This is a genomic window from Aeromonas sp. 2692-1 (assembly GCF_013085505.1).
GTDB lineage: Bacteria > Pseudomonadota > Gammaproteobacteria > Enterobacterales > Aeromonadaceae > Aeromonas > Aeromonas hydrophila.
In genome coordinates this window covers 3,235,453-3,259,167 of sequence record NZ_CP038513.1, presented here as the reverse complement: position 1 = coordinate 3,259,167, position 23,715 = coordinate 3,235,453, and the positions used below count along the sequence as shown (strand labels likewise).

Sequence of the window (23,715 nt, the reverse complement as noted above, 5' to 3'; positions counted from 1 at the left end):
TTAACGCTGCAGGTCATCTTCCACCTCCAGTTCAAGCTGCTCTTCATCGAGATCCGCCTCGATATCCTCAAACAGCGAGTCGCTGCTCGGCATCTCGTCGTCGTGGAAGATGGCCTCGCCCTCCTGGATCATCCGCAGCTGGACGGCGCGCGGATCCTCATCGGAGCGCACATCGGCGGCAAAGCGGAACACCGATTCGTTGACCCGGAATTTGTCGCTGTTGCCAAGGGCGGTGATCATGCCAAGGCGACGCAGGCGGCGCATGGAGGTACGGATCTTCTCCAAGAGCTTCTTCTTGTCCAGATCGGTACCGCCGGAGCGGCTGTTGACCATCCGCAGCAACTGCTTCTCGTCAGCCAGGCTCAGCACCTCCTCTTGCAGTTCGCCCATGGCGAACACCCCTTCCGAGGCGAGCCGGTCCGGGCTCAGGTAGAGGTAACAGAGTACCTTGCCCACCAGCATGTCGAGCTCGGAGAGGACGGTGGTGCCGATGTCGGCGCTCGGGCGCGGGCGCAGATAGAAGAAGCCTTCCGGCGCCTTGATCAGTTCCACCTGATAGCGGCCATAGAAGATCTCCAGCTCCTGGTGGTACTCCACCAGCGCCGAGTGCTGTTCGAACTCGTCGGCACTGATGTGGCGACCGGAGCGCAAGGCGGTGTCAATGCGCGGAAACAAGGGGTTGGCAATCGCCTCTGCGAGCCGCAGCGGCAAGGGAAATTCAGTATTGATCAATGACATAGGCCTGAACCTTGGATCCAGCTTGGTTAATGGGTTTCCATGCGGGCTGACGATGCAGCTGGTGCTCGCCGCTGGCATGGCCCAGACGCACGGCCTGGTCGATCAGAAGACGCGCCACATCGAAGTGGGCATGGGCCGGGTAGTCCAGCAGGTATTCGCGCAGCACGTCGGCGAGATCCAGCTGCTGGCCCTGCTCGGGGTAGCGGGCCAGGTAGCGCTCGATGCGCTCGGCCAGCTCCTGGTTGATGTCCACCATCTCCATGTACTCCATCTCGAGGGGCACCTCGCCGGTCACCTCCTCGTCGTGGATGGCGATGGTCTCGTCGCGCAGCTCCAGCAGACGCGGCTCTTCGGCCACCCGCAGCAACCAGTTGTGTTGCTCGAAATTGCGGATGGAGTCGCGCAGCCGCTGGCTGAAAGCGCGGTTCTTGTCCATGTCGATGGCGTTGCGGATGAACTTGTGAACGTGCCTGTCATAGCGGGCCCACAGCTCGATACACTGCTGGCCCCAGCTGGTGATGACATCCAGCCGCCCCTGCAGGGCGTGGGTCAGCTCCTCGACGTGGAACAGATCCTCGCGCCCCTGCGCCGCCTCCTGAATGTTGAGCAGCCCCGCCTGCAGGCGGTGGCCGGCGGCGTCCAGGGTATCCTGCAGCTCGCGCAGGGTCTGGCCGGTCTCGTGCAGCAGTTTTTCGCAGCTGTGAATGGCGTCGACCCAGTTCTGGGTCAGCAGGGCCGCGATCTCGCTCTTGACCTGATTCTGCTGCTCATCCATGGCGCGCTGGGTCAGATCGATGCGCCCCAGGGTCTCTTCCAGCGAGAAGGTGAGCCGTGGCAGCACCTCGGCGTCCCACTGCTCGCGGGTGTTGGTCTCGAGCGCCGCCTTGCGGGCGGTGTCGAGCTCGGCCGCCAAATGCTCGAGCAAAATGGAGAGCTTGATGGAGTCAACCTGACGCTGATCCATGAAGAAATCGACGATGCTCATGCCAAGGCGCGACAGGCGATAGAGGCTCTCCCCCGCCACCATGTCGGTGTTGAAGCGCGACAGCAGCTGCTGGCGAATGAGATCGTTGATGGCGTTGTTGGCGCGACCGGTGAGGGTCTCGTCCATCTGGCCGAAGGCGTTGCTGACGTAGCCAAAGGCATCGTGCAGCGCCGCTTCCGACAGATCCGATTCATCTTCGGACAGCGTCTTGATTGCAATCAGAAAGGCCAGCCGATCGGTGGGCAGGTTCAACGCCAACCCCTCCTGCCTGACCCATCCCACCATTTCGGGCAGGGTACGGGATGTACTCATCATGATGTTGTCATCTCGTTGTTGTATTGGGCGCAAAGCCTTGCGCGCGGCTACATCCGGTAGCATCAAAAAAGGGGGCCTCAGCCGGTGGGTTTTTGCGCCATCACGTGGATATAGCGCCCCAGGGAGATAAACGGCTCTTGCCGGCAATATTGCAGCTCCATGGCCAGCAGATCATCGAACTTTTCTCGCTGATCCTGCTTGTGGCGCATGTAGTCGTGGATCACCCGCACCCCGGTCTTGCCGATGATCTTGAGCCCGCCCCGGCCAATCCAGTCGTAGACCTGCTCCGGCAGCTGGGGATTGGTGGGGGTCAGCGCAGTCTGGCGCTTCTTGTTGAGCCCCTGGCGCACGTAGTCAAAATTGCCCACCACCAGGCTCTGGAACAGCAGACCGTGACGGTTGTAAAAAAGCAGCGACAGTATGCCCCCGGCATTGACGAAAGGGAACAGACCGAGCAAGGTCTGGCGCGGCTCGGCGAGCCACTCCAGCACCGCGTGACAGAGCACCAGATCGAAGGTGCCGGTCACGTGTGCTTTAAGATCCTGAATGGGGCAATGGATGAGACGAATTCTGTCTTCCAGCCCCTTCTCGGCGATCTGGGTGCGGGCCAATGCCAGCATTTCCGCCGACAGATCGCACAGCTCCACCTGATGGCCCATGGCCGCCAGCTTCTGGGCAAAATAGCCAAAGCCGCCCCCCGCATCCAGGATGCGCAGCGGCCGGTTGCCAAGGCGGGCCAGGCAGGCTTCGATGTCGCTCCACACCACTGTGGTGCGGATGCGCCCCTTGGTGGAGTCATAAATGTTGCGGGCGAACTTGTCGGCGCGCCCGTCAAAACTTTGATCTTGCTTCAAGACGAACTCAACTCTGGCCACGGGAAACGGGCCTGACGAAAAAGAGGGTATTCTGTCACATCCCGAATTTGCTGAAAACTCAAGGCGCAGCTCCCTCCCCCGGGTGATGGAAAAAACATCGTTTGGCGCCCACTTTGCCCCCGTTTCGCACTTTGCGGGGTTGTGCGGGCAGGCCTGCACAACCTGTGCGCCTTGATGGCGCCATGCTGCCTTGGGAAGAGGCGCCTATACAAGGGCGCCAAAATCCTTAATAATTTTTTAATGCATTGTTATATAAGGAATAACAAGTGGACGCCCTGTTTGACCTCAAAAAGTGGCTGGGCCAGCTGCTGATGCCGCTCCCCTTCTCCCTCAGCCTGCTGCTGCTGGCGCTCTTGCTGCTCTGGTTCACCCGTTTCCAAAAGACCGGCAAGCTGCTGGCCACCCTCTCGCTGCTGCTGGTCACCCTGATGGGGATGCGACCGGTGAGCTACGAGCTGGCCCGCGGGCTGGAGCAGACCTTTCCCCCTTTTGAGACAAGCCAGCATCCCGACATCGAGGCCATCGTGGTGCTCGGCAACGGCCATGTCAGCGACCCGGCGGTGCCCGAGCGCTCCTGGCAGAACAATATTGCGCTGGCCCGCACCCTCGAGGGGGTACGGCTGGCTCAGGCTTATCCGCAGGCTGAGCTCATCTTCTCCGGTTATGTGTCCGGGGATCCCCTGTCGAACGCCGAGGTCAACGCCCGCATGGCAGTGAGTCTCGGCATTCCCCGCGCGCGGATGACGTTGTTTGAAAACAACAAAGACACCCACGACGAGGCGGTCAGTATCAGCCGTCATCTCAAGGGCAAGCAGGTGGCGCTGGTGAGCTCGGCAACCCATCTGCCGCGAGCCATGGCGCTCTATCAGGGGCAGGGGCTGAACGCCGTGCCCGCCCCCACCGACTACACCGCCAAGCAGAGTCAGGTGGCCCAGCCCCTCTACAGCTACCTGCCAAAAGGGCGCTATCTGATGTATTCCGAGGCTGCCATTCACGAATGGATTGGGGTATGGTGGGCCCGTTTGCGAGGGCAGGTTAACGATTGAGCAATCGAGCCTTTCATTCCTGATTTGGATCAGGAAAGCGAAAAAAAATTACGTCATTTGCCGCCGGGTCAGCTATCTTGGGCTCGGTTCAATTCATATAATGTCGCGCAATCAAATGCCTAGGAGATATACAAGATGAGACAGCACCTGGTAATGGGTAACTGGAAACTGAACGGCACCAAAGCTTCCGTCGAAGCTCTGATCAAAGGACTGACCCCGGCTGCTGCCGCTCATCCTTCTGTGCAAGTCGCCGTCTGCCCGCCGGTTATCTTTTTGGGTCTGGTTGAGCAACTGACCGCTGGCAGCAAGATTGCCTACGGTGCCCAGAACGCCGACGTTCACGAGTCCGGCGCCTTCACCGGCGAGAACGCTCCGTCCATGCTCAAAGCCTTCGGTTGCACCTACTCCCTGGTCGGCCACAGCGAGCGTCGTACCCTGCACGCAGAGACCGACGACGTGGTTGCTGCCAAGTACGAAGCCATCCAGAAAGGCGGCCTGATCCCCGTGCTGTGCATCGGTGAGACTCTGGCTCAGTTCGAAGCCGGCACCACCAACTCCGTGGTCGAAACCCAGCTCAAAGCCGTGATCGACCGTTGCGGTATCGCCTCCTTCGACAACGCCGTCGTGGCTTACGAGCCGGTATGGGCCATCGGCACCGGCAAGACTGCCACCCCGGAAATCGCTCAGGCCGTTCACGCTCACATCCGTCAGTACCTGGCCGGCTTCGACGCCGCCGTGGCTGCCAAGGTACAGATCCTGTACGGTGGTTCCGTCACCGGTGCTACCGCTGCCGACCTGTTCGGTCAGCCGGACATCGACGGTGGCCTGGTGGGTGGTGCGTCCCTGAAAGTGGACGACTTCTCCCAGATCATCGCTGGCGCGGCCAAGTAATCGGCTGCCATGGAGGGGGCGCTTGCCCCCTCCTGCATATCGCTTTTCCTATGGCAGCCGCCGCATCCCATAGGAAAGCCGATATAGTAAAAGTGGCTTGTCTCATTCAACCATTTCGTATTCGACAACTCAGATCCAGAGGCACTCATGACCAAACAAATCAAACGTATTGGTGTTTTGACCAGTGGTGGTGACGCACCGGGTATGAACGCAGCCATCCGCGCCGTGGTGCGCGCCGGTCTGCATCATGGCCTGGAAGTCTACGGCATCTATGATGGCTACCTCGGTCTGCACCAGGACCGTATCGTCAAGCTGGAGCGTCACAGCGTCTCCGACGTGGTCAACCGTGGTGGTACCTTCCTCGGCTCCGCCCGTTTCCCCGCCTTCAAAGATCCGAAAGTGCGCGCCGAAGCGATCGAAAATCTGAAAAAGCACGGCATCGACGCCCTGGTGGTGATCGGTGGTGACGGTTCCTACATGGGCGCCAAGAAGCTGACCGAAGAGGGTTTCCCCTGCATCGGCCTGCCGGGCACCATCGATAACGACATCGCCGGTACCGACTTCACCATCGGCTTTGATACCGCGCTGAACGTGGTGGTAGATGCCATCGACCGTCTGCGCGACACCTGCAGCTCCCACCATCGTATCTCCGTGGTCGAGATCATGGGCCGTCACTGCGGTGATCTGGCAATGTCCGCCGCCGTTGCCGGCGGTGCCGAGTACGTGATCGTGCCGGAAGTGGCGTTCGACAAGGACAAGCTGCTGCAACAGATCAAGGAAGGCGAAGCCAAGGGCAAGAAGCACGCCATCATCACCATCTGTGAGCACGTCACCGACGTGAACGCCCTGGCCAAGGACATCGAAGCCCTGACCGGCCGCGAAACCCGTGCCACCATCCTGGGCCACATCCAGCGTGGCGGTACCCCCACCGCGCGTGACCGCATCATGTCCAGCCGTATGGGCGCCTATGCCGTCGAGCAGCTGCTGGCTGGCCACGGTGGCCGCTGCGTCGGCATCCAGCGCAACGAGATGGTGCACCACGACATCATCGACTGCATCGAGAACCTCAAGCGCCCGTTCGATCAGGAGCTCTACGATCTCTCCACCACCCTGTTCTAAGCTCCGCTTTCAGGTTGCCGTGACAAAAGCCCTCCACTGGAGGGCTTTTTCATTAGGCCCTGCTCGCCACGCCGAGGCCATTACGCCACCTCGTTGCAACTATGCCTGCGCTCCTCGCAGCGCTTCCTCTGTTTATTGCCTGCTCACCATCCCCCTTCTTCGGCTAGGGCTCCTTGACCCGTTAACCGATTCAACCAGCATTGCTTCGATTCAGGACCACAGCAACGCGGTACACGGCCCTCTGCAGCCCGGCTTCTGCCGAGAACAGCACCACCTCTCTGCACACTCTTCTTGTCCTGCACCTTGGCGTTGCTGACAGCAGATGTTCCATCGGGCCGCCAACATGCTTGGAAAAGGTCCGAACAGAGACGAAAAGTGGGTCGGCAGAGCACCATCAGCAGAGAGTATTTTGCAAAAAGATGGGAAGAGACATGTCAGAAGGTGGCGTCACGACAGGGAAAAACCGTTCGACTGCGACAAAAACATGTTGGAGACGGAAAATGGCGCTGACAGCCGCCCAAACCATGGCGAGGTCATCACTCCCCCCTAAAAATCGTCATTTTTTGCCGACATAATTTTAAAAAAACAAAAAAGCCTCATATAAAACCCCTCTCCAGCGTCACAATGAAATGACCTAATGCATTGTTTTAATTGAAATAACTTAAGAAGTCACGTCTCTGCACCGCATGATATGACCATCTAGACGATAAAATGAGCTTAAAAATGCAAAAATGAAGCTTTCGGTGCGCACCAGACAGATTAAAGCCAATAAATGCAATCTACTATTGTTTTACCGCACAATTGTGGTATCTTGGTTCCATCAACAGTCAGCCAAGGGAGACAAAATATGAAAGAGTTTGTGGTTACTGCAGTTTTTACTGTGTTTTTCACTCTGGTTGCCGTCTCTCTGCCGTCACTGTCACAGCTTTGAGGCGGTTAGTTGCCCACTCAACGATCCTGATGGGCAACGACAGGCATCGCCGCGCTGGTTAATTCACCGCTTAATGTCATTTTTTGGTGGTTCATCGAAAACAGCGACCAATACTGCCATTAGTACGACCAAGCGAACATAATTACAGCTGCCTGCCAGAGGCAGCGCGTCAACAGGGGGATCCAGTGGCTCCCCCTGTTGCATTTGCGTCTGCGGGATTTACTCTTGCCCCCCTGCCCGTCACAATATCCGCTGGATTCGCCATGCAGGAATTACCATGACACAAGATGCGCTAAGCCATTGGCGTCGTGATCTTCATCGTCTGCCCGAAGCGGCCTGGTGTGAATTTCGTACCAGCTCCCTCATCGCCCACCACCTCAGTGAACTCGGTTTCTCCATCATGCTGGGCGACAAGCTGCTGGCCAGCAACCTCATCATGGGCCGCAACATCGACGTGCAGGCCCAGAAGGAGCGAGCCCTGCGCCAGGGAGCCCATCCGGACTGGCTGGGCAGGATAGAAGAGATAACGGGCGTGATGGGGCTGTGGGACAGCGGCCGTCCCGGCCCGACCCTGGCCTTTCGCTTCGACATCGATGCGGTGGAGGTCGAAGAGAGCCAGGATGAGCTGCATCCCCCCAGCCAGGAGGGGTGGCACTCGCGCAACGCCGGCTGGATGCACGCCTGCGCCCATGATGGCCATACCGCCATCGGGCTGGTACTGGCCGAGCGGATCGCCGCCCTCGCCAATCGGTTGAACGGCCGCATCAAACTGTTCTTCCAGCCCGCCGAAGAGGGCTGTCGCGGCGGCAAGGCGCTGGCCGCCGGCGGTCAACTCGACGACGTGGATGCCCTGCTGGCGCTGCACATCGGCATTCATGCCAACAGTGGCGAGTTGGTGGTCAATCCCACCGAGTTTCTCTGCTCCACCAAGTTCGACGTGGAGTTCATGGGGCGTGCCGCCCACGCGGGGCTTGAGCCCAACGCCGGCAGCAATGCGCTGGCGGCGGCCTGCATGGCCACCACCGCCATGCTCGGCATCGCCCGCCACCGCGACGGCATGACCCGCATCAACGTGGGCCAGCTCCATGGCGGCAGCGGCCGCAACGTGATCCCGGGTCACGCCCTGTTGCAGGGAGAGACCCGGGGCGCCACACCGGCCCTCAACGACTACATGTTCAGCCAGGTGCAGCAGATGGTGGAAGGGGCAGCCATGATGCAGGGCGCCACCTACCTCATCCGCAAGCAGGGTGAAGCCATCGGCATCGACAACAGTCCGTCCCTGCTCGAAGAGATCATCCCGCTCGCCCAGGCGCTCAAGCTGGAGACCGTCCATACCCGCCGTTTCGGTGCCAGCGAGGATGCGGGCTTTCTCATCGAACGGGTACAGCGAAGCGGTGGCGAGGCGGCCTACCTGATCCTGGGGGCCAATCTGGCGGCGCCCCATCATCACCCGGAGTTCGACTTCGACGAGGCCGTGCTGGCCCCCGGCGTGGCACTGCTGGAGTCCTGGCTGCTGACTCGCCTCGGCCGCTAGCCAAACAGCCGGATACAAACAAGGCAGCCCGTGGGCTGCCTTGTTTTTTTCACCCCTTGTACGGCAAGGGGATCTGCTGCGTCTACTGCCCCAGCACGATGGCCGAGAGGTGGGAGAAGTGGTGGATCTCGTGGGTCGCCTCGCACGGACCATCCTGGCGAGCCGGGTTGTACCAGCAGGTCGCCAGCCCCTGCGCCGCGGCGCCAGCGATATCGGTCTTGGGGTTGTCCCCCACCATCAGCACCCGCGCCGGATCCGGGCGCTGCATCAGCTCGAGGGCATGCTGGAAAATGGCTGCCGCCGGCTTGGTCACCTGTACCTCGTCCGAGATCACCAACGGCTCGAACCACTCGTTCCAGCCCAGCTTGTCGAGGCGGCCGCGCTGCGGCAGGCTGAAACCGTTGGTGATGATCCCCATCTTCACCTTGCTCTTCAACGCCTGCAGGGTCTCCACCACCCCCTCCAATGGCATGCTCAGGGCGATGATCTGCTGCAGGAAGGTATCGTTCATCGCCATCGGCGCCACGTCAACCTGTTCGGCAAAGAGCGAAAAACGGGTCTGCTGCAGGTGAGCGGCGTCAATCTCGCCAGAGTTGTACTGCTGCCAGAGCCGGTGGTTGAGGGCATGGTACTCCGCCATCTTGGGCGGGGTCGGCGTCACACCGTAAATGTGCAGCGTCTGCTCCAGCGCCTGGGCGACTGGGAAATCGAGCAGTGTTTCGTCCAGATCGAACAACACCCAGTCATAACTTGGTACTTTCACGGGATCCCTTACTGTTCTGGTTGATCAAATTCATTGCGCCGCCCCAGCGGGCCGGCCAGCAGATCCAGTGTCAATCTGACCCCGAATCCGGTCACCTCGCTGCTGACCACGCCATTGCCGCCCTTGTTGCGAAAACCGCTCAAGTCGAGGTGCAGCCAGGGGGTCTGGGCGGGTACGAAGCGGCTGAGGAAGCGGGCCGCATCGATGTGATCTGGCGAGGAGCCCGGCGCACACTGTAACAGATCGGCCCACTCGCTATCGAGGTTGTCGTCGTAGTCCTCATCCAGCGGGAAGGGCCAGATCCGCTCGCCGCTGCGCTGGCCAAGATTGATCAGCTCTCCCAGCCACTGGGGGCGGTTGGTGAAGGCGCCGCTGTAACGGCTGCCGAGTGCCCGCTTGCAGGCCCCGGTCAGGGTGGCGTAGTCGATCAGCAGATCCGGATTGTCCTGCACTGCCATGCAGAGGGTATCCGCCAGCACCATGCGCCCTTCGGCATCGGTATCCACCACCTCGATGGTGGTGCCGTTGAGGGCGGTCACCACCTCCCCCGGCCGGTAGGCGAGCGGGCCTATGTGGTTCTCGGCGATGGCGAGCCAGCAGTGCACCTCATAGGGCAACCTGGCCCGACTGATGGCGTGGAGCGCCCCCAGCGCCACCGCGCTGCCCCCCATGTCCAGGTGCATGCCATACATGCTGCCGGAGATCTTGAGGTTGTAGCCGCCCGAATCGTGGCAGATCCCCTTGCCCACCAGCGCCAGCCGCCGCACCGCATTGGGTGGGCAGTAGCTCAGCTTGACCATGGCGGCCTGGTTGTCTTCCGAGCCGCGCGCCACCGCGATGAAGGCACCGGCTCCCCGCTCGGCGAGTTGGGCCTGATCGTACTCATGCCACTGCCAGCCCTCGCTCTGGGCGAGCTGACGCACCCACTCCCGGTAGCTGCGGGCGGTCAGATCGGAGGCCGGCGACACCGCCAGATGGCGTGCTAGACCGTTGCCTTCCGCCTCGGCATAGATCCGCGCCAGATCCAGCACGCAATTGGGGGACACCGCAATCTGCTGGTAGCGCCAGGGATCTTCGCTACGATGCTTGTGACTGGGCAGCGGCACGTTGGCGGCCAGCAAGGTGGCCAGCATCAGTTCGGCCAACAGCGTGGTATCGGCCTCGTCAAAGCCTTCCAGGTGCAGCCCCAACCGCTCGATCTTGAGCCCGGCCAGCGGCGCAACCCAGCCGCGCACCTGCTTGTAGAGGGCATGATCGCGCGCGGGGTGTGCCGGCAGGAAGATCAGCAGTTGCAGGGTATTGTGCAGCACCAGGCTGTAGGGTGCTTTCTGCCCCAGCGCGATCTGGGCGCCGACGGCAGCAAACTCGGGCAGGGCCAGCAGGCTTTCGCGGCGATCTTCGGCGCAGATCAGCAGGTTGGCGGCCAGGCCGTTGGTGAGAACGGTAGCGAGGCCGGCGTCGTGAATGTCGATCTGCGGCGGCAGATAGGTAAATGGTTGCATCATTGGGCAAGGCCCTCATCCATGAAGAGATACCAGTGATGATACCCAACAAAGCGGGGTCACAGCCAGATTTGCACTTGAAAATCAATATCAAGCGTGAAGGCGGTACAAAGCAGAAAGACCGCGAAGGCGGCTGGATGAGAAGCTGAGGATTAGCGTAATAGAGAAAGGAAGTTGGTTGCGGGGGCCGGATTTGAACCGACGACCTTCGGGTTATGAGCCCGACGAGCTACCGAGCTGCTCCACCCCGCGTCCGAATTGTATTGCCACCACAAGAGACAGAGCAGTTGCCCCTTGCTGTCTTCGTTTTCACCGCAGGCGCTAGCGCTTGCCATGGACACAAATTAGTTGGTTGCGGGGGCCGGATTTGAACCGACGACCTTCGGGTTATGAGCCCGACGAGCTACCGAGCTGCTCCACCCCGCGTCCGAATTGTATTGCCACCACAAGAGACAGAGCAGTTGCCCCTTGCTGTCTTCGTTTTCACCGCAGGCGCTAGCGCTTGCCATGGACACAAATTAGTTGGTTGCGGGGGCCGGATTTGAACCGACGACCTTCGGGTTATGAGCCCGACGAGCTACCGAGCTGCTCCACCCCGCGTCCGAATTGTACTGCCACCACAAGAGACAGAGCAGTTGCCCCTTGCTGTCTTCGTCTCCACCGCAGGCGCTAGCGCTTGCCATGGATACAAATAGTTGGTTGCGGGGGCCGGATTTGAACCGACGACCTTCGGGTTATGAGCCCGACGAGCTACCGAGCTGCTCCACCCCGCGTCCGAATTGTACTGCCACCACAAGAAACAGAGCAGTTGTCCCTTGCTGTCTTCGCCTCCACCGCAGCGCTATGCGCTTGCCATGGACACAAATAGTTGGTTGCGGGGGCCGGATTTGAACCGACGACCTTCGGGTTATGAGCCCGACGAGCTACCGAGCTGCTCCACCCCGCGTCCGAATTGTACTGCCACCACAAGAGACAGAGCAGTTGCCCCTTGCTGTCTTCGTCTCCACCGCAGGCGCTAGCGCTTGCCATGGATACAAATAGTTGGTTGCGGGGGCCGGATTTGAACCGACGACCTTCGGGTTATGAGCCCGACGAGCTACCGAGCTGCTCCACCCCGCGTCCGAATTGTACTGCCACCACAAGAGACAGAGCAGTTGCCCCTTGCTGTCTTCGTCTCCACCGCAGGCGCTAGCGCTTGCCATGGATACAAATAGTTGGTTGCGGGGGCCGGATTTGAACCGACGACCTTCGGGTTATGAGCCCGACGAGCTACCGAGCTGCTCCACCCCGCGTCCGTATTTTTTCGTCCAGGCTGAGCAGTAGCCTGTTCGAATTCTCTTGTTTATCAAATCATTGCAAGGCAATCCTGATACAAGAACTCAGATGGTTGCGGGGGCCAGATTTGAACTGACGACCTTCGGGTTATGAGCCCGACGAGCTACCGGGCTGCTCCACCCCGCGTCTGAGGTCGCCAATAATAGGCGCCAGCGCTCAGATTGCAAGTAAATATCCTAAAAAAACTTCATTCGAAGATTAAACCGGCACAAATCGCAGGAATTTGCAACAGAGCGCCGATTTTTCAGACAAGCAGGTTTGGGGCCAGCTTGGCGCACTACACTCAGATGGTTTGTAACTCCTCGTTTTGGGTAGGTTTATCATGCGCATCTCCGCCGGTCATTGCCGTCAATTGGGGGCCACACCCGAGCACGACGGCGTCAACTTCGCCATCTGGGCTCGCCTCGCCAGCCGGGTCGAACTGCTGCTGTTTACCAGCGCCGACGACGCCACGCCGGAAGTGATCCCGCTCTCCCCCCGCCTCAACCGGACCGCCTACTACTGGCACATCCATATAGAGGGCATCGAGCTCGGTCAACGCTATGCCTATCGCATCCAGGGCCCCTGGCGCCCCTACTACGGCACCCGCTTCGATGCGGACAAGGTGCTGTTGGACCCCTACGGTCGCAGCATCGAGCTGGGTGCCAACTACGATCGCTGGGCGGCGGCCCGCCCCGGCAGCAACCTGGCGGAGTGTGCCAAGAACCGGGTGGTGGACACCCGCCACTACGACTGGGAGGGGGACAAGCTGCCCGCCCACTCCCTCTCCCGCTCGGTGATCTACGAGCTGCACCTGGGGGGCTTTACCAAGTCGCCGAGTTCAGGGGTCGACACCGCCCTGCGCGGCACCTACCTCGGTCTCATCGAGAAGATCCCCTACCTGCAATCCCTCGGCGTCACTGCGGTCGAGCTGCTGCCGGTGTTCCAGTTCGATCCCCAGGACTCCCCCAAGGGGCTCTCCAACTACTGGGGCTACAGCCCCATGTCGTTCTTTGCCCCCCACGCCCAGTACGCCAGCGGCGAGGATCCCCTCACCGAGTTTCGCGACATGGTCAAGGCGCTGCACCGGGCCAACATCGAGGTGATCCTGGACGTGGTCTACAACCACACCGCCGAGGGTGGCGACGATGGCCCCACCTTCTCGTTTCGCGGCATCGACAACGAGGCCTACTACATCCTCGACGCCAATCAGAAGGACACCAACTATTCGGGCTGCGGCAACACCTTCAACGGTGCCCACCCGGTGGTGCTGCGCATGATCATGGACAGCCTCCACTTCTGGCGCCAGGAGATGCACGTGGACGGCTTTCGTTTCGACCTGGCGGCCATTTTGTCGAGGGACGAATCGGGCCAGCCCCAAGCCAATGCGCCGACCCTGCGCACCATCGATACCGATCCCCGCATCGCCGACATCAAGCTCATTGCCGAGGCCTGGGATGCGGGGGGCCTCTATCAGGTGGGCAGCCTGGCCGGCGCCCGCTGGCGCGAGTGGAACGGCCAGTTCAGGGACGACGTGCGCCGCTTTCTGCGCGGGGATGACAACGCGGTGATGCCCTTCGTGGAGCGGCTGTGCGGCAGCCCGGACATCTACCACTACCATCACGCCGATCCGGAGAAGAGCATCAACTTCGTCACCTGCCACGACGGCTTCACCCTGTGGGACTGGGCCAGCTACAACGGCAAGCACAACGATGCCAACGGCGAGCAGAACCGGGATGGCTGCGATCACAACTTCAGCTGGAACCACGGCCAGGAGGGGCCGAGCGAGGATCCCCAGATCAACGCCCTGCGCCTGCGACAGGCCAAGAACATGATGGTGGCCACCCTGCTCTCGGTGGGCTCCCCCATGCTGCTGATGGGGGACGAGGTGCTGCGCACCCAGCATGGCAACAACAATGGCTACTGCCAGGACAACGACACCTGCTGGATGCAGTGGCAGCCCGATGCCATGGGCCAGGAGATGTTCCGCTTCATGAAGGAGCTGATCCAGTATCGCAAGCACCTGTTCCAGCGCCCGGAACAGGAGAGCATGCCGCTGTCGCTGACCGAGATCCTGCGCCACAGCGAGATCTGCTGGCACGGGGTCAACGCCGCCCAGCCGGACTTCAGCCCCCACTCCCACGCCATCGCCATGTCGGCCCTGTCGAGCGAAACCCGGCTGGCCCTCTACGTGCTGTTCAACGCCTACTGGGAGCCGCTCACCTTCAATCTGCCAAGCCCCCCCAAGGGAGTCGGTGGCTACTGGCGCCGGATCCTGGATACCGCCCTGCCCTCGCCCGAGGACATCAGCACCTTCGGCATGCCGCTGGAGGGGCTGACCCGGGAGTACCTGGCCCAGCCGCGCAGCAGTTGCCTCTTCATCTGCGGCGCCGACGACTTCTACTAAGGGGCTGCTTGCGGCCAGCAAAAAGCCCACCCCGGGCAACCGGGGTGGGCTTTTTCATGACGCCAGTCTGTCAGGCCAGCTGGTGCAGCACGCTGGTCGCCGCAAGCTGGGCGATGATGAGGCCACACAGGGCGGTGGAGACCACCACCGGGGCCGTCTCCTGCTGGCGATAGAGCGGGCTGAACCAGAGCAGCAAGGCCGCGATCAGCAGGGCTGCCTGGGTCAGCACGCCAGGGATCAGCGTATCGAGGCTGGCGCTGCTTCCCTGCCAGCCCACCAGCACCGCCAGCCAGAGCAGACTCAGGATGGCTGCCACCAGCCCGGCCAACGGCAGCAGGGTATTGAACGCCTGCAGGCGGTGACGGGCCCGCAACAGCATCAGATGGGCAAAGGCCGCCCCCAGCAGCACCATCTGCAGCAGACCGCCAAGCCAGCCCTGGATCTGCAGCAAGCCGATGCCATAGACCAGCAGCGGCATGGCCGGCAGCCAGAACAGCGTGGCGGGAATGGCGCGCTTGCCCTCCAGCCTGGATTGGGCCAGCGACAGCACCACCCCCAGGATCAGGGCGGCAGCTCCACTCCAGATCAGCCAGTCGGCCGCCTTGGCCTCCACCGCCAGCATCAGGGAGAGGCCGGTGATCACCCAGACCGAGAAGAGCTGGGTGGTGATCCGCGAGCGCTGGCCCGGGCAGAGATCACCGCGCCAGAGCACCAGGCCCAGGGCGATGAGGGCCCCCAGCGCCATCAGGCCGGTCAGGGGAAAGAGCCAAAAAGGGAGTTGGACAAACATGACGCCTCCAGCAGCAAGGATTCAGAACGCGCCGATGGGCGCCGGATGAAGGGGCCGAGTATACCCAAAGCCGCCGTCATCCCCAATCCCTGCCGGGAGCACGGCCGTCATTGAGCACTAGCCATCAGACATCGGCAACGGGAGCCGGCCGCCTTGCCAGCCAAGAATGCCGGGCCCTCGCCATCCGCTGCGGCCCGAGCTGGCAGCGGTCAGCCCTGGCCGCGGGCCAGCGCCACCACCCGGGCGAACATCTGACGCAGCACCGGCGGGATGTGCTCGCCGCCGAGCCGCTCCGCCTCCTCCACCACCGCCAGCGCCATGCCCGGCTTGCTGCGGTGGTGAATCGCCTTGTTGATGATGCGCCCGGCGTTGAGGGTCGAGCGCCCCCCCACACCGGCTTCACGCCGGAACACCGCCTCGAAGCCGTTGTGATAGAGGTAGTGCTCTATGTCCGCCGCCGGCAACTGGGTCAAGCGATCCCGCTCCCGCTCGCCCTTGAGCAGGGTGCGGGCCGAAGTGGCGTACTTGACCCCCGCCTCGTCGCCGTCGGTGAGCAGATGCCACTCGATGCCGAAATCCCGCGCCACCTTGATAAGCGGAGACTGGCCGCACTGGGCGAACTCGATGATCCGCACCCCCTCCGCCCGCAGGCTGTAGCCGCAGATCTGGGCGAGTTCGGAGAGCAGCCAGATCTCGGTCTCCCCCTCCACCAGCAGCCAGCAGCGGGCAAACATCGACATGGGGCGGTTGATGCGCACATGGAAGGCAATCTTGCGCAGATCGTCGCTGCTGTAGCGCTCGCCCCCCAGCTGATGGCAGACGATGTCCTGCTGGCGGCGCACCAGCCGGCGGATCTGGTTGAGGGGCAGCGAAGATAGCAGGTCCCCCGAATTGGTGGTGAGCAGCTTCTGCCCCGGCAACTGCTCCAGCAGCCCCCAGGCCAGCGCCAGCATGGTGGGGTGCAGACGGCTCTCCGGGTCTTCCAGGATCATGATGGGGCGCGCCCCCTGCTCCAGCTCCCGGTTGCCCCGTGCCTGCAGCAGGGTGGCCGCCATACCCGCCATCGCCAGCTGCAGCGCCCGGTTGTCGGCATTGCGCAGCAGCGCCTGCAGGTTGCCGGGGTTGCGCAGGGTCATGGGGCGATTGACGATCTCCCGCTGGCTGCGCGGCTTGTTCTTGATGGGGGCCAGCGCATTGAAGTAGTGATCCATCAGCTGGCGCACCGCCTGCAGCGCCTCCTTGAGCTCGGGCTCGCCGATGCGCTGGGGCTCGTCGATCAGCTTGTCGGCCAGCTCGCTCAGCCGGTGCTCGGAGAGATCCCCCCACTGCAGGGTCTCCACCCCGTTGCGGGCGGTACGGGCATCCCGCAGCCGGAACACTGGGTTCATGGTGATGAGCAGGCAGACCAGCTCATGGGCATCATCGATGGGCAGGCTCTTGCCGATGCCGTCGAGAAAGTCGTGGGTGGTGGTGACGCTGCCGTCGCTCTGCAGTTCGGCGCTGGCGCGGTAGTGAATTCGGTGAAACTTGTCCTTGTGCTTGACCCAGGCCGCGCCAAGTCTAGCCAGCCGGCGGGAGTGCAGGCACATCTGGGGTCTGTGCTCGCTGAAGGTGAGCACCAGTTGCAGGTGGCGAGCCGGCTCGAGTTCGGGATCTTCGGGCTGGTGGAAATCATCGCTGCTGAACTGATAGGGCTCGGCATCCTGACCCAGCAGACACCAGAGGGCGCGCAGCAGGCTGGACTTGCCCCAGGCGTTTTCGCCGATGAGCACTGTGGTGTTGTCCAGCCCGAGCGAGAGGCGATTTATTCCGCGAAAACCTTTGACTTCAATGCGTTCCAGAAACATGCGGCCATATCCAGTCCATCCTGATGGCGCAATAGTGGCAAAGTTGTCGGGAAAATCCTATCGGGTCGTGGCGATTTTCAGCGGGAACTGTGAGGAACGAGCGGTTCGGGCGGGGTCGGCATGCCAAGGCGGCCCTGAGGGGCATTCCAGTGGCTGAACCAGAGGTGGCGGGTACGGATCTGACGTTTGCGATGATTCAAGGGCAACTCCTGTGCAGGTTGAAGGAACGAGGCTCCCCCTCGTTGCCAACCAATCTGCCGCCTATCTGTGACAGGAGGATGACAGCTGGCTGCGCCACTGCCCTGGGGTCAGGCCGAATGCCTCCCGGAAGCGGTTGCCAAGGTGGGCCTGGGACGAGAAACCGCACTGGATGGCGATGCTGGCCAGGGAGTCGGCCCCCGCCAGCAGCTGCTTGGCCCGCTTGAGCCGCAGCCCCAGCAGGTAGCGATGGGGCGGGCAGCCGAGGCTCTGGCCGAACATGCGGGCAAAGTGGTATTCGCTCAGGCCCGCCTGCTGCGCCAGCTCGGCCAGGGTGACAGGTTCGGCCAGATGGGCCAGCAGGTACTCCTGCACCCGCCGGATCACCGCCGGCGCCAGGCCGCCGCGCACATCGGGCAGAGGCGGCGCCTCCCGGGTGTGGTGGCGATAGGCGTGCAACATCAGCATCCAGGCGCCGTGGGAGAGCGCCATCCGGTCCACCTGGTGCTGCCAGTCAAGCTGCATCAGCTGGCCCTGTACCAGGGTGGCGGCCTTGGGATCGTCGATGAAGGTCTTGTCTTCCAGCAGCAGGTGGCGCCCCTCCTTGTCGCACACCTCTTCGGCGATGCGGGTCAGGTGGGCCGGGGTGAAGTAGAGGTGGAAGAAGCGAAACTCCTCGCGCACCAGCCACTCGGATCTGTGGTGATCCGGCATGATGCACACCTTGCCGGTGCCGCCGTGGCCGCCCGGGCCGTCCAGCCGCTCGGTCTGCTCGCCCCCTTGCAGGTAAACGCTCAGGGTATGGTGGCCCGGCTTGTGGTAGCGGGTCTGATCATAACAGTTGCGCCAGCTGGCGACGCCGAGGCCGGGTTCCAGCCAGCAGGCGTTCTCCAGGCGCGCGCCCGTGCTGACCAGTGCATCGAATACTCCCGCCGGCTTAGTCTGCAGCACCCGCTCTGTTCCTCTTGTTGCTTGCCTGATGGCCCTTGTGCGCCATCTTAACGCGGCGCGGCGGCAAAGACTGCGGCTGCCTGCAAAAAACCGCAAGATGGTGTAAGCCCGCCACCGCCGCCCGCGGCATGCTGATCCCATGTCGTTGTCATCTCACCGGATACCCCATGAATCTGATGCTCTATCTTGCCACCATCCTTATCTGGGGCAGCACCTGGATCGCCATCGCCTGGCAGCTTGGCCCCATTCCTATCGAGGTCTCGGTGCTCTATCGCTTCGCCCTGGCGGCGCTGGCGCTGTTTGCCCTGCTCACCGCCAGCGGCCGTTTCCCGCGCCTGCCCTGGGCGGGCCAGCGTTATGCCGCCCTGCTCGGCGGCCTGCTCTTTTCCACCAACTTTCTCTGCTTCTATCACGCCACCCTCTACATTCCGAGCGGCCTGTCGGCGGTGATCTTCGCCAGTGCCAGCATCTTCAACGGCCTCAACCTCTGGCTGTTCGAGGGCAAACGTCCTGGCCTGCGCTGGCTGCAAGGATCCTTGCTGGGGCTCCTTGGCACCCTCTTGCTGTTCTGGCCGGTGCTGGCGGATGCGCAACTGGGTGCAAACGGCTGGAAGGGGCTGCTGCTCGCCTGCGGCGGCACCCTCTGCTTCTCGCTCGGCAACCTGGTCTCGGCCCGCGGCCAGCGCCAGGGCTACCATGTGCTGCAGCTGGTGCCCTGGGGCATGGTCTACGGAGTGGTGTTGCTGCTGGGCTGGGTCACCCTGCTCGGCCAGCAGCTGGTGATCCCGACCGACGGTCACTACCTGGCGGCCATGGTCTATCTCGCCCTGTTCGGCTCTGTCATCGCCTTCACCGCCTACCTCACCCTGGTGGGGCGGATCGGCGCCAGCAAGGCCTCCTACGCCACCGTGCTGTTCCCCCTGGTGGCGCTGACGCTCTCCACCTTCTACGAGGGGTTCGTCTGGCAGCCGGTGTCGGTGGTGGGGGTCATGATCAGCCTGCTTGGCAACCTGGTGATCTTCGCACCGCCCCTGCGGGAGTGGCGCCTGCGCCCCGTCAGGACGGCGAAGGATGCTTGATCCCAACCCCGTCAGCCCCTAAGGTAACGCCTTCCTACGCAGATGACGGGAGGCGATATGTTACTGGAAGGGCTGGAGACACTCTGCCTGCTGGCCAGCGAAGGCACCATGGCCAAGGTGGCCAGCCGGCTCTATATCAGCCAGTCGGCGGTGAGCAAGCGCATCGCCCAGCTTGAACAGCGCCTCGGCAAGAAGCTGGTCGAGCCGGACGGGCGCCAGATAAGGCTCACCCCCCAGGCACAAGAGCTGCTGGCCCGGGTCGCACCCAGCCTCGCCGAGATGAAGGGGGTGCTGGCCGACAGTCAGACCCTCACTGACCTGACTCCCCTGCCCGTCGCCTGCTCCGAGACCCTGCTGGCGGGTTACCTCGCCCGCTTCATGCACGACTACCTGCGACAGGATCCCCATCTCGCCCTCTCCACCCACCATACCCCGGTCATTCTGGCGCGAGTGCGCAGCGGCGATGCCCTGCTCGGCATCTGCGCCGGGCGCCTGCCACCTGGCCACGGCCTGGAGGCCAGCCTGCTGCTGGAGGAGCCCTTCTATCTGGTGGAGGGCGATCAGCGCGAGGGCGAAAACGCCGATCAAGGGCTGCGTCAGATCCTCACCATGGACCTGGACAACCCCTCCAACCGCTACCTGCGCGAACCGCTGGCGGCCCTTGGCCTCATCCCCGCCATGGAGCTCGACTCCTACCTGGCGCTGATCGAGCTGGCCAAGGCCGGCATCGGCCCTGTGCTGCTGCCGGCCGGCCTGCTGGCGCTGGTCGGCGCACAGGGGACCCAGGCTCGCCCCCTCGCCGGGCTCGCCCGCCCGCTGCACCTGGTCTATCGGCCAAACAGCCTCAAGCGTGCACGCATCGCCCAGCTGGTGCAGGCCCTGCAAGCCCACTTCCAGCCGCTGGCCGGCTGAGCGCCACAATGCAAAGGGGCCCGATCTTGCGGATCGGGCCCCCTTGTGTTGACTGCCAGTGTCAGCGAAAAGCGCTTACCCCAGCCAGGCAAACAGCTCGGGGTACTGGCTCCACACCAGCTTGGCGGACATCAGCAAGGAGACGGTCACCAGCAGCGGCTTGATGAGCTTTACCCCTTGCTTGAGTACCATTTTCGAGCCGAAACGGGCGCCGATGAACTGGCCCAGCGCCATGCAGAAGCCGACGCTCCACACCACCTTGCCCCCCAGCGCGAAAAACAGCAGCGAGGCGATGTTGGAGGTGAAGTTGAGCAACTTGGTGTGGGCGGTAGCCCGCGCCATGCCAAAGCCCGCCAGCGCCACGAAACCGATGGCAAAAAACGATCCTGTGCCCGGCCCGAAGAAGCCGTCATAGAAGCCCACCCCGCCGCCCACCAGCAGGGCGAACGCCATGGGAGCGAGGCGGCGGGAGCTCTCGGCATCGCTCACCCGGGGAGAGAAGAAGAAGTAGCAGGCGAAGGCCATCAGCAGGAAGGGCAGCAACCGTTCCAGGATGGCGGCGTCGATGGTCTGCACCGCTAGGGTGCCGAGCGCCGCGCCGATGAAGGTGCAGATCACCGCCGGCCAGATGATGTGCCACTCCAGCAGCCCCTTGCGGGCATAGAACCAGGTGGCGGAGAAGGAGCCAAAACTGCTCTGCAGCTTGTTGGTGCCAAGCACCAGCGCCGGCGGCATGCCGGTGGCGAGCAGGGCGGGCACCGTCAGCAGGCCGCCCCCGCCGGCAATGGCATCGATAAAGCCGGCCACCAGGGCCACGCCGAACAGGGCAAGCAGGGTAAACAGTTCCAATTCCATCCATAGCCTCACAACATTGACGAGGGCCGGCAAGGGCCCGCATGGCGCAGGCTCGCCATGAGCCTGATGAACAACGCTGGTCGCTATCCTAATAGGGCTTGGCTCATGAAGCTAACGAAACAGTGGCAGGCAATTGATTCCTGATTTTCATCAATTAATCCCCCCTGTGAAGCGGCTGACAAGCATGCCGGCCCCCTCACCCGTCTTGCTCAGGCGGCATCGGGCGCGCAGGTCGCCTCATTGCCCTTGATGTCGGCCAGCGCCCGCTGCAGATGGGCTTCATCCTCACCGGGAGCCCGGCTGACCCGGCCCGCCATGTAGCGGCTGCTGAAGAGATTGAACCAGAGCTGCAGTGCCTGCCCCGCCGCCAGCTCGCCGGCCACCTCCAGCACACAGGCCGCCACTTCGGCGGTGCACAGGTGCTCGTCGCAGTGCGCTACCCGCATGCCATAGGTGGAGAGCGCGTCGGGCTTGATGGAGAGCACCGGCAAGCCGTCCAGATAGGGGCTCTTGTTGAACATCTTGCGCGCCTCGGGCCAGGTGCCGTCCAGCAGGATGAACAGCGGCTTCTTGCCGGGGAGCGGGGTCACCACCGAGGTGAGCCGGGCCGGCTCCTTCTCGCAGGCGGGAAACACCACATAGGGCTGCCAGACGGGATCCGCCAGTAGGGCCAGCAGCTCGGGATGGGGCTTGGTGCGCGACCAGAGAAACGCCCAGGTGGTATCCGGCAGCACATCGGCGATGAGACGGCCGGTGTTGGAGGGCTTCATCGGCTCGCTGTCGTACATCAACAGGCAGAAGCCGGCCTCGGCCTTGAGCTCGGGGCGCCATTCGCAGGCACACCAGTCGTGGCGCAGCTGACAGGCTTCGCAGCGCGGCACGCTGCCGCCACGGGCGAGAAAGGGTCGGGTCGAGACGCTCTTGCGCCAGATGCGCAGGCGATTGACGGCGTGATCGGGAATTGGCTTCATGGAACGCGGCTCTGGCGATGCCTGTGGCAGGACAAAAAGGGGGCAGATTGTAACGAGCCGTCCACCGCGCAGCAAGGCCCCCCATCCGGGGCAAGCCGGGAGGCCACGCCTCTCTATACTTGGTCGTCAACCCATGCACCCACGCATGGGACACAGGAGGACGACGATGGCAGAACAAGATATAGCCCGCGAGCACGCCCTGGCCGAAGGCACTACCTTCACCTGGCACGAGCTCTATCTGCCCGATGCCGAGGCCGGGATCCGTTTCTACACCGAGGTGCTCGGCTGGGAGAGCCAGACCATGGCGATGGAAGGCGGCGACTACCCCATGCTGGTTGCCAATGGCAGGCCGATCGCCGGCGTGCAGGCCACCCGGGGCAATCCCGAGATGGCCGGCGTACCACCCCACTGGGCAACCTATATCGCGGTGGATGACGTCGATGCCAGGGTGCTCAGGGTCAACCAGCACGGCGGCAGCGTGGTGGTGCCCGCCATGAATATCCCGGGGGTCGGGCGCATGGCGCTGATCGCAGATCCACAAGGGGCGCACATCTGGCTGTTCACCCCTGAAGCCATGTGACATCGCCCATCGCAACAACGACAGAGGGGCCCGCGGGCCCCTCTTCATCATTCAGCTCGCCCTGCTCGGGCGCCGGCCTCAGACTGCCTTGCGCAGGATCTGCTCAAGGTAGTCGGCGAAGCGGTGACCGTGATGCTCCAGCAGTTTCGGGAACATGGAGATGGAGGTCATGCCCGGGAAGGTGTTGATTTCGTTCAGCAGGATCTCGCCCTCTTCGGTCAGGAAGAAGTCGATGCGCGACAGGTGGGTCAGTTTGAGCTGACGGAACGCCTTGAGCGCGTACTCGTGAATGGCATCAGCCTGCGCCTGGGTCAGCCCCTCGGCACGCAGTGCGGTCTCGGTGTGACTGGCGCTGCTGTACTTCTCTTCATAGGTGTAGAACTTGTCCTGCGGCACACAGATCTCGCCCGGGTAGGTGGCCACCAGCTCGTCACCGTACTGGTACACCGCCACTTCCAGCTCGCGCGGCTTGACCGCTTTTTCGATCAGCACCTGCTCGGAGTAATCGAAGGCATCGGCAATGCCCTTCACCAGATCCGCTTCGTTGCTGGCGGAGTAGCAGCCGACGGAAGAGCCCTGGGAGGCCGCCTTGATGAAGACCTTGCCCCACTTGGCCAGCGCGGCTTTCGCCTCGCTCAGCGCCGCGTCATTCTGCTCGGTCAGGAACAGATAAGGGGTGTTGGGGATGCCGATGGCGGAGAGCCACAGCTTGGTGCTGATCTTGTTGAAGCAGATCTTGCTCGCCTCGGCGTCGCAGCCCAGATAAGGCAGGCCCGCCAGCTCGAGGAAGGATTGCAGGTCGCCGGTCTCGCCAGGGTAGCCGTGGATGCAGGGCACCACGTAATCCACCGGGCGGGCCACGCTGTCAAACGACAGCAGCTTGTCCAGCCCCAGCTTGCATTCGCGGCCGTCGGCGCTGAGCCAGCGGTCGGCAAACATCTCGACCCGGGTCACGTCGACCCCAGGCAAAAGACCGAGCTGTTGCTCGAGAAAATTTGCGCTTCGCAGAGAGACTTCGTGCTCGGAGCCACCGCCGCCGCACAGCAGCAAGACATGCATGTTCTTCATTAGATGTGATCCCTTGGGAAAAGCGGCTTCGCCATCACCATTTA

General features: G+C 62.7%; 20 protein-coding genes and 8 tRNA genes. 8 read left to right on the top strand and 20 right to left on the bottom strand.

Going from position 1 to position 23,715, the window contains the following annotated elements; translation table 11 throughout:
• From mukE to cmoM, 3 genes are all read right to left on the bottom strand, one after another.
• Positions 1 to 738 carry a chromosome partition protein MukE gene (gene mukE, locus E5E97_RS15385; RefSeq protein ID WP_011706220.1) on the bottom strand — a complete coding sequence of 246 codons (738 nt, stop codon included), beginning with the start codon at positions 736 to 738 and terminating at the stop codon, positions 1 to 3.
• Positions 719 to 2,038 carry a chromosome partition protein MukF gene (gene mukF, locus E5E97_RS15380; protein ID WP_118881292.1) on the bottom strand — a complete coding sequence of 440 codons (1,320 nt, stop codon included), beginning with the start codon at positions 2,036 to 2,038 and terminating at the stop codon, positions 719 to 721. The genes mukE and mukF overlap by 20 nt, the downstream gene beginning before the upstream one ends.
• A 77-nt stretch (positions 2,039 to 2,115) precedes the next feature.
• Positions 2,116 to 2,892, bottom strand: a complete 777-nt coding sequence (gene cmoM / locus E5E97_RS15375; protein WP_118881293.1) for a tRNA uridine 5-oxyacetic acid(34) methyltransferase CmoM — start codon at positions 2,890 to 2,892, stop codon at positions 2,116 to 2,118.
• Between the two features lie 296 nt (positions 2,893 to 3,188).
• Between cmoM and elyC the strand changes: the two genes are divergently transcribed.
• From elyC to E5E97_RS15355, 4 genes are all read left to right on the top strand, one after another.
• Positions 3,189 to 3,959, top strand: coding sequence for an envelope biogenesis factor ElyC (elyC, locus tag E5E97_RS15370; RefSeq protein ID WP_162902093.1), 771 nt, complete (start codon positions 3,189 to 3,191; stop codon positions 3,957 to 3,959).
• Between the two features lie 135 nt (positions 3,960 to 4,094).
• Entirely contained in the window at positions 4,095 to 4,850 is a 756-nt protein-coding gene (gene tpiA / locus E5E97_RS15365; protein ID WP_043122697.1) for a triose-phosphate isomerase, read from the top strand.
• Positions 4,851 to 4,997: 147 nt separating this feature from the next.
• The gene (gene pfkA, locus E5E97_RS15360; protein ID WP_011706225.1) at positions 4,998 to 5,969 is read left to right on the top strand and encodes a 6-phosphofructokinase; all 972 of its coding nucleotides are present in this window, start codon (positions 4,998 to 5,000) and stop codon (positions 5,967 to 5,969) included.
• Between the two features lie 1,208 nt (positions 5,970 to 7,177).
• A complete protein-coding gene (locus tag E5E97_RS15355; protein ID WP_118881295.1) occupies positions 7,178 to 8,434 on the top strand; it encodes a M20 family metallo-hydrolase in 1,257 nt (418 codons plus the stop codon).
• A gap of 82 nt (positions 8,435 to 8,516) precedes the next feature.
• On the opposite strand, the gene yjjG is transcribed toward E5E97_RS15355, so the two are convergent.
• The 10 genes from yjjG to E5E97_RS15305 form a co-directional block, all read right to left on the bottom strand.
• Positions 8,517 to 9,197, bottom strand: a complete 681-nt coding sequence (gene yjjG, locus E5E97_RS15350; protein WP_118881296.1) for a pyrimidine 5'-nucleotidase — start codon at positions 9,195 to 9,197, stop codon at positions 8,517 to 8,519.
• A gap of 8 nt (positions 9,198 to 9,205) precedes the next feature.
• Positions 9,206 to 10,702, bottom strand: coding sequence for a leucyl aminopeptidase family protein (locus E5E97_RS15345; protein WP_118881297.1), 1,497 nt, complete (start codon positions 10,700 to 10,702; stop codon positions 9,206 to 9,208).
• Positions 10,703 to 10,874: 172 nt separating this feature from the next.
• Positions 10,875 to 10,951 (bottom strand) — tRNA-Met (locus E5E97_RS15340).
• A gap of 97 nt (positions 10,952 to 11,048) precedes the next feature.
• Positions 11,049 to 11,125, bottom strand: a tRNA-Met gene (locus tag E5E97_RS15335).
• 97 nt (positions 11,126 to 11,222) lie between these two features.
• Positions 11,223 to 11,299: transfer RNA gene (locus E5E97_RS15330), tRNA-Met, on the bottom strand.
• Between the two features lie 96 nt (positions 11,300 to 11,395).
• Positions 11,396 to 11,472: transfer RNA gene (locus E5E97_RS15325), tRNA-Met, on the bottom strand.
• 96 nt (positions 11,473 to 11,568) lie between these two features.
• Positions 11,569 to 11,645: transfer RNA gene (locus tag E5E97_RS15320), tRNA-Met, on the bottom strand.
• Positions 11,646 to 11,741: 96 nt separating this feature from the next.
• Positions 11,742 to 11,818, bottom strand: a tRNA-Met gene (locus E5E97_RS15315).
• A 96-nt stretch (positions 11,819 to 11,914) separates the two neighbouring features.
• Positions 11,915 to 11,991 (bottom strand) — tRNA-Met (locus E5E97_RS15310).
• 92 nt (positions 11,992 to 12,083) lie between these two features.
• Positions 12,084 to 12,160 (bottom strand) — tRNA-Met (locus tag E5E97_RS15305).
• A 196-nt stretch (positions 12,161 to 12,356) separates the two neighbouring features.
• Here E5E97_RS15305 and glgX point away from each other — a divergent pair.
• Positions 12,357 to 14,420, top strand: a complete 2,064-nt coding sequence (gene glgX / locus E5E97_RS15300; protein ID WP_171280511.1) for a glycogen debranching protein GlgX — start codon at positions 12,357 to 12,359, stop codon at positions 14,418 to 14,420.
• A 70-nt stretch (positions 14,421 to 14,490) separates the two neighbouring features.
• Here glgX and E5E97_RS15295 read toward each other — a convergent pair whose 3' ends face one another.
• The 4 genes from E5E97_RS15295 to E5E97_RS15285 form a co-directional block, all read right to left on the bottom strand.
• Positions 14,491 to 15,210, bottom strand: coding sequence for a hypothetical protein (locus E5E97_RS15295; RefSeq protein WP_101149332.1), 720 nt, complete (start codon positions 15,208 to 15,210; stop codon positions 14,491 to 14,493).
• A 209-nt stretch (positions 15,211 to 15,419) separates the two neighbouring features.
• A complete protein-coding gene (locus E5E97_RS15290; protein ID WP_171280510.1) occupies positions 15,420 to 17,057 on the bottom strand; it encodes an ATP-dependent endonuclease in 1,638 nt (545 codons plus the stop codon).
• A gap of 77 nt (positions 17,058 to 17,134) precedes the next feature.
• Positions 17,135 to 17,257, bottom strand: coding sequence for a hypothetical protein (locus tag E5E97_RS23690; protein ID WP_256681955.1), 123 nt, complete (start codon positions 17,255 to 17,257; stop codon positions 17,135 to 17,137).
• Positions 17,258 to 17,318: 61 nt separating this feature from the next.
• Positions 17,319 to 18,206: a helix-turn-helix domain-containing protein gene (locus tag E5E97_RS15285; protein ID WP_171280509.1), complete on the bottom strand. Its 888-nt coding sequence runs from the start codon at positions 18,204 to 18,206 to the stop codon at positions 17,319 to 17,321.
• Between the two features lie 167 nt (positions 18,207 to 18,373).
• Between E5E97_RS15285 and E5E97_RS15280 the strand changes: the two genes are divergently transcribed.
• Both E5E97_RS15280 and E5E97_RS15275 read left to right on the top strand, forming a co-directional pair.
• Positions 18,374 to 19,285: a DMT family transporter gene (locus E5E97_RS15280; protein WP_162275679.1), complete on the top strand. Its 912-nt coding sequence runs from the start codon at positions 18,374 to 18,376 to the stop codon at positions 19,283 to 19,285.
• Between the two features lie 57 nt (positions 19,286 to 19,342).
• The gene (locus E5E97_RS15275) at positions 19,343 to 20,197 is read left to right on the top strand and encodes a LysR family transcriptional regulator (protein ID WP_118881301.1); all 855 of its coding nucleotides are present in this window, start codon (positions 19,343 to 19,345) and stop codon (positions 20,195 to 20,197) included.
• A 75-nt stretch (positions 20,198 to 20,272) separates the two neighbouring features.
• Here the strand turns inward: E5E97_RS15275 and E5E97_RS15270 are convergent, their stop codons facing one another.
• Complete coding sequence (locus tag E5E97_RS15270; protein ID WP_011706235.1) at positions 20,273 to 21,052, bottom strand: TSUP family transporter; 780 nt, start codon at positions 21,050 to 21,052, stop codon at positions 20,273 to 20,275.
• A gap of 209 nt (positions 21,053 to 21,261) precedes the next feature.
• Complete coding sequence (locus E5E97_RS15265) at positions 21,262 to 22,023, bottom strand: tRNA-uridine aminocarboxypropyltransferase (RefSeq protein WP_118881302.1); 762 nt, start codon at positions 22,021 to 22,023, stop codon at positions 21,262 to 21,264.
• Positions 22,024 to 22,189: 166 nt separating this feature from the next.
• Here E5E97_RS15265 and E5E97_RS15260 point away from each other — a divergent pair, with 166 nt between their 5' ends.
• Complete coding sequence (locus tag E5E97_RS15260) at positions 22,190 to 22,603, top strand: VOC family protein (RefSeq protein WP_029301010.1); 414 nt, start codon at positions 22,190 to 22,192, stop codon at positions 22,601 to 22,603.
• A 78-nt stretch (positions 22,604 to 22,681) separates the two neighbouring features.
• Here the strand turns inward: E5E97_RS15260 and E5E97_RS15255 are convergent, their stop codons facing one another.
• On the bottom strand, positions 22,682 to 23,671 hold the full coding sequence (locus E5E97_RS15255; RefSeq protein ID WP_118881303.1) for a D-alanine--D-alanine ligase: 990 nt from the start codon (positions 23,669 to 23,671) through the stop codon (positions 22,682 to 22,684).
• Between the last annotated feature and the right edge of the window lie 44 nt (positions 23,672 to 23,715).